10 protein-coding genes are annotated in these 12,335 nt (G+C 69.8%); 9 read left to right on the forward strand and 1 reads right to left on the reverse strand.

Going from position 1 to position 12,335, the window contains the following annotated elements:
* The first annotated feature begins 13 nt into the window (after positions 1 to 13).
* The 9 genes from ftsW to ACIQNU_RS06545 all read left to right on the forward strand — a co-directional run bounded on the left by ftsW (position 14) and on the right by ACIQNU_RS06545 (position 8,718).
* Entirely contained in the window at positions 14 to 1,405 is a 1,392-nt protein-coding gene (gene ftsW / locus ACIQNU_RS06505) for a putative lipid II flippase FtsW (RefSeq protein ID WP_401361530.1), read from the forward strand.
* Positions 1,406 to 1,411: 6 nt separating this feature from the next.
* Positions 1,412 to 2,506: an undecaprenyldiphospho-muramoylpentapeptide beta-N-acetylglucosaminyltransferase gene (gene murG / locus ACIQNU_RS06510; RefSeq protein WP_401361532.1), complete on the forward strand. Its 1,095-nt coding sequence runs from the start codon at positions 1,412 to 1,414 to the stop codon at positions 2,504 to 2,506.
* Positions 2,507 to 2,550: 44 nt separating this feature from the next.
* A complete protein-coding gene (locus ACIQNU_RS06515; RefSeq protein WP_401361534.1) occupies positions 2,551 to 3,366 on the forward strand; it encodes a cell division protein FtsQ/DivIB in 816 nt (271 codons plus the stop codon).
* A 283-nt stretch (positions 3,367 to 3,649) separates the two neighbouring features.
* On the forward strand, positions 3,650 to 4,855 hold the full coding sequence (ftsZ, locus tag ACIQNU_RS06520; protein ID WP_401361536.1) for a cell division protein FtsZ: 1,206 nt from the start codon (positions 3,650 to 3,652) through the stop codon (positions 4,853 to 4,855).
* 17 nt (positions 4,856 to 4,872) lie between these two features.
* A complete protein-coding gene (pgeF, locus tag ACIQNU_RS06525) occupies positions 4,873 to 5,589 on the forward strand; it encodes a peptidoglycan editing factor PgeF (protein WP_401361538.1) in 717 nt (238 codons plus the stop codon).
* A 6-nt stretch (positions 5,590 to 5,595) separates the two neighbouring features.
* Positions 5,596 to 6,315: a YggS family pyridoxal phosphate-dependent enzyme gene (locus ACIQNU_RS06530; RefSeq protein WP_401361540.1), complete on the forward strand. Its 720-nt coding sequence runs from the start codon at positions 5,596 to 5,598 to the stop codon at positions 6,313 to 6,315.
* A 139-nt stretch (positions 6,316 to 6,454) separates the two neighbouring features.
* Positions 6,455 to 7,096 carry a cell division protein SepF gene (locus ACIQNU_RS06535; RefSeq protein ID WP_401361542.1) on the forward strand — a complete coding sequence of 214 codons (642 nt, stop codon included), beginning with the start codon at positions 6,455 to 6,457 and terminating at the stop codon, positions 7,094 to 7,096.
* Positions 7,097 to 7,145: 49 nt separating this feature from the next.
* Positions 7,146 to 7,430, forward strand: coding sequence for a YggT family protein (locus tag ACIQNU_RS06540; protein ID WP_389891689.1), 285 nt, complete (start codon positions 7,146 to 7,148; stop codon positions 7,428 to 7,430).
* A gap of 79 nt (positions 7,431 to 7,509) precedes the next feature.
* Positions 7,510 to 8,718: a DivIVA domain-containing protein gene (locus ACIQNU_RS06545; RefSeq protein ID WP_401361544.1), complete on the forward strand. Its 1,209-nt coding sequence runs from the start codon at positions 7,510 to 7,512 to the stop codon at positions 8,716 to 8,718.
* Between the two features lie 217 nt (positions 8,719 to 8,935).
* On the opposite strand, the gene ileS is transcribed toward ACIQNU_RS06545, so the two are convergent.
* Complete coding sequence (gene ileS, locus ACIQNU_RS06550; protein WP_401361546.1) at positions 8,936 to 12,073, reverse strand: isoleucine--tRNA ligase; 3,138 nt, start codon at positions 12,071 to 12,073, stop codon at positions 8,936 to 8,938.
* Positions 12,074 to 12,335: the final 262 nt, after the last annotated feature.

Consider the following 12,335-nt stretch of genomic DNA (forward strand, 5'->3'; position numbering starts at 1 on the left):
CGGCTGTCCGCCGGTGGCAGGGCGCCGTACCGGCGAGGTGGCCGTGGTCGGCGCTAGTGGGCGGTCCTCCGCCCGGACCGTCGGGCGGCCCGCCGTACGGGTGCCCCGGCAGCGGCGCGACAATCCGCTGCGCCGGCTGCGGGGGCAGGTCAAACGGGCCTGGGACCGGCCGCTGACCGCGTACTACCTGATCCTCGGCAGCGCTCTGCTGATCATCGTGCTCGGTCTGGTGATGGTCTACTCGGCCTCGATGATCAAGGCGCTCCAGCTCTCGCTGCCCGCCTCCTACTTCTTCCGCAAGCAGTTCGTGGCCGCCGTGCTCGGCGCCGCCCTGCTGCTGCTCGCCTCCCGGATGCCGGTGAAGCTGCACCGCGCGCTGGCGTACCCGATGCTCGCCGGGTCCGTGTTCCTGATGGTCCTGGTGCAGGTGCCCGGGATAGGGATGACCCGGGGCGGCAACCAGAACTGGATCGCGCTCGTGGGGCCCTTCCAGCTCCAGCCGAGCGAGTTCGGCAAGCTGGCCCTCGTCGTGTGGGGCGCGGATCTCCTCGCCCGCAAGCAGGACAAGCGCTTGCTGGCGCAGTGGAAGCACATGCTGGTGCCGCTCGTGCCGATGGCGTTCCTGCTGCTCGGGCTGATCATGCTCGGCGGCGACATGGGCACCGCGATCATTCTCACGGCGATCCTCTTCGGGCTGCTCTGGCTCGCGGGCGCGCCGACCCGGCTGTTCGCGGGGGTCCTCTCGGTCGCCGCGCTGATCGGCGTCATCCTCATCAAGACCAGCGCGAACCGGATGTCCCGGCTCGCCTGCCTCGGCGCGACCGAGCCGGGACCCGGCGATTCGTGCTGGCAGGCCGTCCACGGGATCTACGCCCTGGCGTCCGGCGGATTCTTTGGTTCCGGGCTCGGTGCGAGTGTGGAAAAATGGGGTCAACTGCCGGAAGCGCACACGGACTTCATCTTCGCCATCACCGGGGAGGAACTGGGTCTCGCGGGGACGCTGTCGGTGCTCGCCCTCTTCGCGGCTCTAGGCTATGCGGGTATCCGCGTGGCCGGACGCACGGAGGACCCCTTCGTGAGGTACGCCGCGGGTGGCGTGACCACCTGGATCACGGCCCAGGCCGTGATCAACATCGGTGCGGTGCTCGGCCTGCTGCCGATCGCCGGAGTCCCGCTCCCGCTGTTCTCGTACGGGGGATCCGCCCTGCTGCCGACCATGTTCGCCGTCGGGTTGCTGATCGCCTTCGCGCGCGACGAACCCGCCGCGCGGGCGGCGCTCGCGATGAGGCAGTCCGCCTTTGCCAGAAAGCGGGCCGCGGTGAGAGGGTCCCGGACGGAGCGGGGACCTCGCAGATGGAACACGATGAGACGGCGCGTCAGTACGCGTTCGTCCGGAGAGCGGTGAATTTCGGTGCATGTCGTACTCGCCGGTGGGGGGACCGCCGGCCACATCGAGCCCGCGCTCGCCCTCGCGGACGCCCTGCGCAGGCAGGACCCCACCGTGGGTATCACGGCCCTCGGCACGGAACGCGGCCTCGAAACCCGGCTCGTTCCCGAGCGGGGCTACGAACTCGCGCTGATCCCCGCCGTCCCGCTGCCCCGCAAACCGACCCCTGAGCTGATCACCGTGCCGGGGCGGCTGCGCGGCACGATCAAGGCGGCCGAGCAGATCATGGAGCGCACCAAGGCCGACGCGGTCGTCGGCTTCGGCGGCTATGTCGCGCTGCCCGGCTATCTCGCGGCCAAGCGGCTCGGCGTACCGATCGTGATCCACGAGGCGAACGCGCGCCCCGGCCTCGCCAACAAGATCGGCTCCCGGTACGCGGCCCAGGTCGCCGTCTCGACCCCGGACAGCAAGCTCCGCGGCGCCCGCTACATCGGCATCCCGCTGCGCCGCTCGATCGCCACCCTCGACCGGGCCGCCGTACGCCCCGAGGCCCGCGCCGCCTTCGGGCTCGACCCGCACCTGCCGACGCTGCTGGTCTCGGGCGGCTCGCAGGGCGCGCGGCGCCTCAACGAGGTCGTCCAGCAGGCCGCGCCCTACCTCCAGCAGGCCGGAATCCAGATCCTGCACGCGGTCGGACCGAAGAACGAACTGCCGCACATCGACAACATGCCCGGGATGCCACCCTATGTCCCGGTACCGTACGTGGACCGGATGGACCTCGCGTACGCCGCGGCGGACATGATGCTCTGCCGTGCGGGCGCGATGACCGTCGCCGAACTCTCCGCCGTCGGGCTGCCGGCCGCGTATGTCCCGCTGCCCATCGGCAACGGCGAACAGCGGCTGAACGCCCAGCCGGTGGTGAAGGCGGGCGGCGGACTGCTCGTCGACGACGCCGAGCTGACGCCGCAGTGGTTGCAGGGCAACGTCCTGCCGGTGCTGGCCGATCCGCACCGGCTGTACGAGATGTCCCGCGCGGCGTCGGAGTTCGGCCGCCGGGACGCCGACGACCTCCTGGTCGGCATGGTCTACGAAGCGATCGCGTCACGCGCCAGGGCGTGACCCAGGGCGCGTCACACCAGCGCGTGTGACAGAAGGCAGGGAGCGTGGCCGGACCGACGACCGCCGAGCGCGGCACACGGCAGCAGTCGAAGTCCGGCCCACCCGGGCCGCCCCGGCGCCCGCTGCTGCGGCGCCTGCGGCCTCCCCGCCCCCGGCTGCCGCGCGGGCGCGCGCTGCTCGTCCTGCTCGCCGGCACGGCCCTGCTCGCCGGGGGCGGCGCCTGGCTCCTCTACGGCTCGCAGTGGCTGCGCGTGGACCGGGTGACCGTGTCGGGCGCCCGCGTCCTGACGGCCGACGAGGTCCGTACGGCGGCTGCCGTACCGGTCGGCTCGCCTTTGATTTCCGTCGACACCGGTCTCATTGAAGAACGACTTCGGCAGAAATTGCCCCGAATTGACTCGGTTGATGTCGTCCGTTCCTGGCCTCAGGGAATCGGACTGAAAGTGGTCGAGCGGGTTCCGGTGCTGATTGTCGAAAAGGGCGGAAAGTTCATCGAAGTGGACGCCGACGGGGTACGGTTCGCGACCGTATCCGAACCGCCCAAGGGGGTGCCGACACTGGAATTGGCGGCCGGTGGATCGCCGAGTCTGCGCCGATTCGGGACCGACCGTCTGGTGCTCGCCGCCGTGCGCGTCGCCGGTGACCTTCCGGCCGGGGTCGCCCGCGACACCCTGAACATCAAAGTCCGTTCATACGACTCCCTCTCCCTGGAGTTGAACGGAGGACGCACCATCGACTGGGGAAGCAGCGAGAAGGGTGAGGCGAAGAGGGCCACCCTCACCGCACTCATGAAAGCCGCTCCGAAGGCCAGGCACTTCGACGTGAGCGTTCCCACCGCCCCTGCGTCATCGGGGAGTTGACGCACATCTGCGCAGGCCAACCCCCTGGCTGGGCAGCGCAACGGCTGATCACATAGGGTGAAAAGAAAAACGGGAGGTTCGGCGTGTTCGTTGAACGTGCGCCACTTGTCGACTTAGTGTCCTGTTCGGAAGCGTGAGAAGAAACGCAGCAACGGACACACTGGTAACCCTAAACTTCAGCGTTAGGGTTCGGGTCGGCGTTCGGACCGTCCCATTCGGCATCAAGTCGTCGCACCGCGACAGAGCGAGCGACGACACGTAATCGAGGCGAGAGGCTCTCGACGTGGCAGCACCGCAGAACTACCTCGCAGTCATCAAGGTCATCGGTGTCGGCGGCGGTGGTGTCAATGCCATCAACAGGATGATCGAGGTCGGTCTCAAGGGCGTCGAGTTCATCGCCATCAACACCGACGCGCAAGCCCTGTTGATGAGCGACGCCGACGTCAAGCTCGACGTGGGCCGTGAACTCACCCGCGGCCTCGGGGCCGGCGCCAACCCGGCCGTCGGCCGCAAGGCCGCCGAGGACCACCGCGAGGAGATCGAGGAGGTCCTCAAGGGGGCCGACATGGTCTTCGTCACCGCCGGAGAGGGCGGCGGCACCGGCACCGGCGGCGCCCCCGTCGTGGCCAACATCGCCCGCTCCCTCGGCGCCCTCACCATCGGCGTGGTCACCCGGCCCTTCACCTTCGAGGGCCGCCGCCGCGCCAACCAGGCGGAGGACGGCATCGCGGAACTCCGCGAAGAGGTCGACACCCTCATCGTCATCCCCAACGACCGGCTGCTGTCCATCTCGGACCGCCAGGTCAGTGTCCTCGACGCGTTCAAGTCCGCGGACCAGGTACTGCTCTCCGGCGTCCAGGGCATCACCGACCTCATCACCACACCCGGCCTCATCAACCTCGACTTCGCCGACGTCAAGTCCGTGATGTCCGAGGCGGGTTCGGCGCTCATGGGCATCGGCTCGGCACGCGGCGACGACCGCGCGGTGGCCGCCGCCGAGATGGCGATCTCCTCGCCGCTGCTCGAAGCGTCGATCGACGGCGCCCGCGGCGTGCTCCTCTCCATCTCCGGCGGTTCGGACCTCGGTCTCTTCGAGATCAACGAGGCCGCCCAACTGGTCAGCGAGGCCGCGCACCCCGAGGCCAACATCATCTTCGGCGCCGTCATCGACGACGCGCTCGGCGACGAGGTCCGGGTCACCGTCATCGCCGCCGGATTCGACGGCGGCCAGCCGCCGGCCAAGCGGGACACCGTCCTCGGGTCCGCGTCCGCCAAGCGCGACGAGCCGACCCCGAGCCGCACCGAGGCCCGTCCGTCCTTCGGCGGACTCGGCAGCGTCACCCGCGACGAGCCCGTGAAGTCCGAGCCCGCCGAGACCTCTTCGGCGAGCGAACTGCCCTCCGGCCCGCACTCCTCGCCGCAGGTTCCGCCCGCGCGCTTCCAGGACAGCGCCGCCGAAGAGCTGGATGTGCCGGACTTCCTCAAGTGATAGCCCGGCATGCGGCAGTGACCTCCGAGAGCGGCGCGCACTTCGCCTTCACCGACAGGTGGGGCGGGGTGAGCGCCGTTCCGTACGAGGAGCTGAACCTCGGCGGAGCGGTCGGCGACGACCCGGACGCCGTACGGACCAACCGGGAGCGCGCCGCACGGGCCTTCGGGCTCGAACCGGGGCGCGTGGTCTGGATGAACCAGGTGCACGGCAACGAGGTCGCCGAGGTCGAGGGGCCGTGGACCACGCGGCTCACCCCCGAGGTCGACGGACTGGTGACCGCCCGGCGCGGACTCGCCCTCGCCGTGCTCACCGCCGACTGCGTCCCGGTCCTGCTCGCCGATCCGGTCGCCGGAGTCGTCGCCGCCGCCCACGCGGGACGGCCCGGCATGGTCGCCGGGATCGTGCCCGCCGCCGTCGACGCGATGAAGTCCCTGGGCGCCGACCCCGCACGGATCGTCGCCCGCACCGGACCCGCCGTCTGCGGCGGGTGTTACGAGGTGCCGGACGCGATGCGCGCCGAGGTCGCCGCCGTGGAGCCCGCGGCGTACGCCGAGACGAGTTGGGGCACCCCCGCCGTGGATGTCGCCGCCGGGGTGCACGCGCAACTGGAGCGGCTGGGGGTGCGCGACCGGGAGCGTTCGCCGGTCTGCACGCGGGAGTCGCACGACCACTTCTCGTACCGCCGCGACCGGACCACCGGCCGCCTCGCGGGCTATGTCTGGCTGGACTGATGGGGCATGACGGACCGTAGGCAACAACTCGCCCGGAATCTGGCGAAAGTGGAGGACCGGATCGCCGCGGCCTGCTCCGCGGCGGGACGCGATCGTGAAGAAGTGACCCTCGTCGTGGTCACCAAGACGTACCCCGCGAGCGATGTGCGGATCTTGTCGGAACTCGGTGTACGTCATGTCGCCGAGAACCGTGACCAGGATGCCGCCCCCAAGGCCGCCGCCTGCGCCGATCTGCCCCTCATGTGGCATTTCGTCGGTCAGTTGCAGACCAACAAGGTGCGTTCCGTGGCGGGTTATGCCCGGTTCGTGCAGTCCATCGACCGGGCCCGGCTCGTCACCGCGCTCTCCAGGGAAGCGGTACGCGCCGAGCGGGAGATCACCTGTCTCCTCCAGGTGGCGCTGGACGCCGGGGAGAGCGGACGCGGCGAGCGCGGCGGCGTCGGACCCGAAGGGATCGGGGAGTTGGCAGGGCTCGTCGCCGGGGCCGACGGGCTGCGGCTCGGCGGGCTGATGACGGTCGCGCCGCTCACGGGTCCGTACGCCGGTCGGCAACAGGCTGCGTTCGAGCGGTTGATGGATTTGTCGACTGCCCTGCGCGCGGACCATCCTGCTGCGAACATGGTGTCAGCAGGGATGAGTGCGGACCTCGAACAGGCCGTGGCGGCGGGAGCGACACATGTGCGCGTCGGCACTGCGGTACTCGGAGTCCGCCCCGGGCTCGGGTAACGTCGCCAAGAAGTCGGACCACAGCAGAAAATATGGTCATTCCCGCTGATCGGCGGGGCGGGCCTCGTGGATCGCGGAAGCTTGGTTGGCGTCAGCCGATCCACCACGCCGATCCACCACAGAGCGGAGGACTCAGAGCATGGCCGGCGCGATGCGCAAGATGGCGGTCTACCTCGGCCTCGTGGAGGACGATGGGTACGACGGCCGGGGTTTCGACCCCGACGACGACTTCGAACCCGAGCTGGATCCGGAGCCCGAACGGGACCGCCGGCGGCACGAACCGCCCCACCAGTCCCACCAGTCCCATCAGCCCCAACGGGACGAATCGGTACGAGTGGTGCAGCCGCCCGCCCCGCGTGATCCAGTTCCCCGCGCCACCGCGCTGCCCTCGGAATCAGGGCGTCCGGCGCGAATCGCCCCCGTGGCATCCATCACACCTGAACGTCAGAGCCTGGAGAAGAACGCACCGGTGATCATGCCCAAGGTCGTGTCCGAGCGGGAGCCCTACCGGATCACCACGCTTCACCCACGGACCTACAACGAGGCCCGTACCATCGGGGAACACTTCCGCGAAGGCACCCCGGTGATCATGAATTTGACGGAGATGGACGACACGGATGCGAAGCGACTTGTCGACTTTGCCGCCGGCCTCGTCTTCGGTCTCCATGGGAGCATCGAGCGGGTGACGCAGAAGGTGTTCCTGTTGTCGCCTGCTAACGTCGATGTCACGGCGGAGGACAAGGCTCGCATCGCAGAGGGCGGGTTCTTCAACCAGAGCTGAGACGCAGTACCGGTCAGCAGACGCGAAACAGGGGAGAGGGACGCACGAGATGCGCGTGTTCTTGGATGTGGTCTACATCGCGCTGATGTGTTTCCTCATCGTGCTCATCTTCCGGTTGGTCATGGACTATGTGTTCCAGTTCGCCCGCTCATGGCAACCCGGCAAGGCGATGGTGGTCATTCTGGAGGCCACCTACACTGTCACTGATCCACCGCTCAAGCTTCTGCGGCGGTTCATCCCGCCGCTGCGTCTCGGGGGCGTGGCGCTCGACCTGTCCTTCTTCGTCTTGATGATCATCGTCTACATCCTGATCTCCGTGGTGATCCGGCTGTGAACGATGATGGGGTCCCTCGTGTCCAGGGGTATCCCGATACGGTCTTGCCGATTGCCGACGACTACGTTGAGGTGAAGAGATGCCATTGACCCCCGAGGACGTGCGGAACAAGCAGTTCACGACCGTCCGCCTCCGAGAAGGCTATGACGAGGACGAGGTCGATGCCTTCCTCGACGAGGTGGAGGCGGAGCTGACCCGCCTGCTCCGGGAGAACGAGGACCTGCGGGCGAAGCTGGCCGCCGCGACGCGCGCCGCCGCCCAGAACCAGCAACAGGGCGGTATGCGCAAGCCGCCAGAACAGCAGGACCGGCCCGGGGCTCCCGTCCCCGCCGCCATATCCGGACCGCAGCCGGTACCGCCCCAGCAGCACCAGATGGGGGGCCCGCCGCAGCAGCATCAGATGGGCGGCCCGCCCCAGCTCCCGAGTGGCGCTCCGCAGCTTCCCGCAGGCCCCGGCGGCCACGGACCGCAGGGCCACGGCCCGGGTCCGATGGGCCAGGGCCCCATGGGTCAGGGCGGTCCGATGGGCCAGCAGATGGGTCAGGGCGGTCCGATGGGTCAGGGCCCCATGGGTCAGGGTCCGATGGGGCAGCAGATGGGCGGCCCGATGGGCGGTCCCATGGGTCACCCGATGCAACAGCAGCAGCAGCCCGGTCAGGGCGGCCCCGGTGGCGACAGCGCCGCCCGGGTGCTCTCCCTCGCGCAGCAGACCGCCGACCAGGCGATCGCGGAGGCCCGTTCCGAGGCCAACAAGATCGTCGGCGAGGCGCGCAGCCGTGCCGAGGGTCTGGAGCGGGACGCCCGTTCCAAGGCCGACGCCCTGGAGCGGGACGCCCAGGAGAAGCACCGCGTCGCGATGGGCTCCCTGGAGTCCGCCCGCGCGACCCTGGAGCGCAAGGTCGAGGATCTGCGGGGCTTCGAGCGTGAGTACCGGACCCGGCTGAAGTCGTACCTGGAGTCGCAGCTTCGTCAGCTGGAGACCCAGGCCGATGACTCGCTGGCTCCGCCGCGGGCGCCTGCCGCGGCCTCTCTGCCGCCGTCGCCCGCGCCCTCGATGGCGCCGGCCGGTGCGAGTGCGCCGTCCTATGGCGGGAATCCGTCCATGGGTGGCGGTATGGGCGGCGGCATGGGCGGCAACCCGCCCGGTGCGCCTTCGTACGGTGGGCAGCAGCAGATGTCGCCTGCGATGACGCAGCCCATGGCGCCGGTGCGGCCTCAGGCTCCGCAGCCGATGCAGCAGGCTCCTTCGCCGATGCGGGGATTCCTCATCGACGAGGATGACAACTGAGCGGCGCCAGTAGGTCGTAGGCGTCGGCAGCCTAAAGGGCGGGGCCCCGGAGATTTCCGGGGCCCCGCCCTTTTGCGTTGGTCCACTGCTTTTTACGGTGCTGGGCAGGACTTTCATTTCTGCGTGCCCGGCGCCCTGGGTTGTGCCCACCCGTTCCGCCGTGCGGAACGCCTGCCCACAACGGGTTCGGGGGTGGGTGGGCGCGGGTGGGGGGTTGCTACGCCTTGCGCAGGTGGAAGGTCAGGGACAGGGGTTCGTCCGTGAAGGGCGGGCCGTATGTGGCGTCCGGTTCTCCCTGGGCGAAGTCCGTGGACAGGACCTCGTCCGCGATCAGGGACGCGTGGTCCGCGAGGGCCGTGATGACCGTCGGGTCCGTGGACGTCCAGCGCAGGGCGATGCGGTCGGCGACGTCCAGGCCGCTGTTCTTGCGGGCCTCCTGGATCAGCCGGATCGCGTCACGGGCGAGCCCCGCGCGGCGCAGCTCCTCCGTGATCTCCAGGTCGAGGGCGACCGTGGCACCCGCGTCCGACGCCACCGACCAGCCCTCGCGCGGCGTCTCCGTGATGATCACCTCGTCCGGGGCCAGCACCACCGTCTCGCCGTCGACCTCGACGGAGGCGGTGCCGTCGCGCAGCGCGATCGACAGCGCGGCGGCGTCGGCATCGGCGACGGCCTTCGCGACCGCCTGGACGCCCTTGCCGAAACGCTTGCCGAGCGCCCGGAAGTTCGCCTTCGCAGTCGTGTCCACCAGCGAGCCGCCCACCTCGGAGAGCGACGCCAGTGAGGACACGTTCAGCTCCTCGGTGATCTGGGCGTGCAGCTCCGGCGACAGGGACTCGAAGCCCGCAGCGGAGACCAGCGCGCGGGACAGCGGCTGGCGGGTCTTGACGCCCGACTCGGCGCGGGTCGCGCGGCCCAGCTCGACCAGCCGCCGGACGAGGACCATGTGCCGGGACAGCTCGGGGTCGATCGCGGACAGGTCCGCCTCCGGCCACGACGACAGGTGCACCGACTCGGGGGCGTCCGGGACCACCGGCACCACCAGGTCCTGCCAGACCCGCTCGGTGATGAACGGGGTGAGCGGCGCCATCAGCCGGGTCACCGTCTCGACGACCTCGTGCAGGGTGCGCAGGGCCGCCTTGTCGCCCTGCCAGAACCGGCGCCGGGACCGGCGTACGTACCAGTTCGACAGGTCGTCGACGAAGCCCGACAGGAGCTTGCCGGCGCGCTGGGTGTCGTACCCCTCAAGGGCCTGGGTCACCTGGTCGGTGAGGGCGTGCAGCTCGGACAGGAGCCAGCGGTCCAGGAGGGGGCGCTCGGCGGGCGCCGGGTCGGCGGCGGACGGTGCCCAGCCCGACGTGCGGGCGTAGAGCGCCTGGAAGGCGACCGTGTTCCAGTACGTGAGGAGGGTCTTGCGGACGACCTCCTGGATCGTGCCGTGGCCCACGCGGCGGGCCGCCCACGGGGAGCCGCCGGCCGCCATGAACCAGCGGACCGCGTCCGCGCCGTGCTGGTCCATCAACGGGATCGGCTGAAGGATGTTGCCCAGGTGCTTGGACATCTTCCGGCCGTCCTCGGCGAGGATGTGGCCGAGGCACACCACGTTCTCGTAACTGGACTTGTCGAACACCAGGGTGCCGACCGCCATCAGCGTGTAGAACCAGCCGCGGGTCTGGTCGATGGCCTCCGAGATGAACTGCGCCGGATAGCGGCTCTCGAACAGATCCTTGTTCTTGTACGGGTAGCCCCACTGCGCGAACGGCATCGAGCCCGAGTCGTACCAGGCGTCGATGACCTCCGGGACCCGGGTCGCCGTGGCCGCGCACTGCGGGCAGGGGAACGTGACCTCGTCGATGAACGGGCGGTGCGGGTCCAGGGCCGACTGGTCGGTGCCGGTCAGCTCGGTCAGCTCCGCGCGGGAGCCCACGACCGTGAGGTGGTCGTCGTCGCAGCGCCAGATGGGCAGCGGCGTGCCCCAGTAGCGGTTGCGGGACAGGGCCCAGTCGATGTTGTTGTTCAGCCAGTCCCCGTACCGCCCGTGCTTGACGGAGTCGGGGAACCAGTTCGTCTTCTCGTTCTCTTCGAGGAGGCGGTCCTTGACGGCGGTCGTGCGGATGTACCACGACGGCTGTGCGTAGTAGAGCAGCGCCGTGTGGCAGCGCCAGCAGTGCGGATAGCTGTGCTCGTACGGCACGTGCCGGAAGAGCAGGCCCCGGTCGTGCAGGTCCTTGGTCAGGGCCTCGTCGGCCTTCTTGAAGAAGACGCCGCCTACGAGGGGGACGTCCTCGTCGAAGGTGCCGTCGGGGCGGACCGGGTTGACCACCGGCAGGCCGTACGCCCGGCAGACCTTGAGGTCGTCCTCACCGAAGGCGGGGGACTGGTGGACGAGGCCGGTGCCGTCCTCCGTCGTCACGTACTCCGCGTTCACCACGTAGTGCGCCGGGGCCGGGAACTCGATCAGCTCGAACGGACGTTGATAGGTCCAGCGCTCCATGTCGGCGCCGGTGAAGGTCTCGCCCGTGGTCTCCCAGCCCTCGCCGAGCGCCTTCTCGACCAGCGGCTGGGCGACGACCAGCTTCTCGGTGCCGTCGGTAGCGACGACATAGGTGACGTCGGGGTGCGCGGCGACCGCCGTGTTGGACACCAGGGTCCAGGGCGTGGTCGTCCAGACCAGCAGGGCGGCCTCGCCCGCGAGTGGACCGGAGGTGAGAGGGAAACGGACGAAGACGGACGGGTCGATCACCGTCTCGTAGCCCTGTGCCAGCTCGTGGTCGGACAGGCCCGTGCCGCAGCGCGGACACCAGGGGGCGACGCGGTGGTCCTGGACCAGCAGGCCCTTGCTGAAGATCTCCTTCAGCGACCACCACACGGAGTCGATGTACTCCGGGTCCATCGTGCGGTAGGCGTCGTCGAGGTCGACCCAGTACCCCATGCGGGTCGTCAGCTCGGTGAAGGCGTCGGTGTGCCGGGTCACGGACTCACGGCACCTGGCATTGAACTCGGCGATGCCGTACGCCTCGATGTCCTTCTTGCCGTTGAAGCCCAGTTCCTTCTCGACGGCCAGCTCGACCGGGAGGCCGTGGCAGTCCCAGCCGGCCTTGCGGCCTACGTGGTGGCCGCGCATGGTGCGGAAGCGCGGGAAGACGTCCTTGAAGACGCGGGCCTCGATGTGGTGGGCGCCCGGCATGCCGTTGGCCGTGGGCGGGCCCTCGTAGAACACCCATTCGGGGCGGCCCTCGGACTGCTCCAGGCTCTTGGCGAAGATCTTGCTCTCGCGCCAGAAGTCGAGCACGGCATGCTCAAGGGCGGGCAGGTCTACCTGGGCGGGCACCTGGCGGTACTGCGGCGGCGTCATCGACGGCTCCTCCAACGGACTGCTTCCTTCCGTCGGAGGGACGAGAGCCGGTCGCCGTGCGGCGCTGCTCCCGCGGTACCACCCTCCTTGGCCCTCCGGCGCGCTCGCCGGGGAGCCCCCTCATTGGGGTCGCGAATCCGGGTCTACTCGCCAGGGACTGCGGCTTTCTTCCGGCGGCTCCGGGGTGATCTTCACGTCGCGCTCGCCCCCGGGCTCTCACCGTCCCCGGGTCGCTCCTGGCCGCTCACGGCGCTACTCGTCC

The sequence above is a fragment of the Streptomyces sp. NPDC091292 genome (assembly GCF_044757265.1).
GTDB lineage: Bacteria > Actinomycetota > Actinomycetes > Streptomycetales > Streptomycetaceae > Streptomyces.

Excerpts from the sequence above, each read along its gene's own strand:
- ACIQNU_RS06530 (WP_401361540.1), top strand. The coding sequence starts at position 5,596 with ATGACGGACCGTAGGCAACAACTCGCCCGGAATCTGGCGAAAGTGGAG.
- ACIQNU_RS06535 (WP_401361542.1), top strand. The coding sequence starts at position 6,455 with ATGGCCGGCGCGATGCGCAAGATGGCGGTCTACCTCGGCCTCGTGGAG.
- ACIQNU_RS06540 (WP_389891689.1), top strand. The coding sequence starts at position 7,146 with ATGCGCGTGTTCTTGGATGTGGTCTACATCGCGCTGATGTGTTTCCTC.
- ACIQNU_RS06545 (WP_401361544.1), top strand. The coding sequence starts at position 7,510 with ATGCCATTGACCCCCGAGGACGTGCGGAACAAGCAGTTCACGACCGTC.
- ileS (WP_401361546.1), bottom strand. The coding sequence starts at position 12,073 with ATGACGCCGCCGCAGTACCGCCAGGTGCCCGCCCAGGTAGACCTGCCC.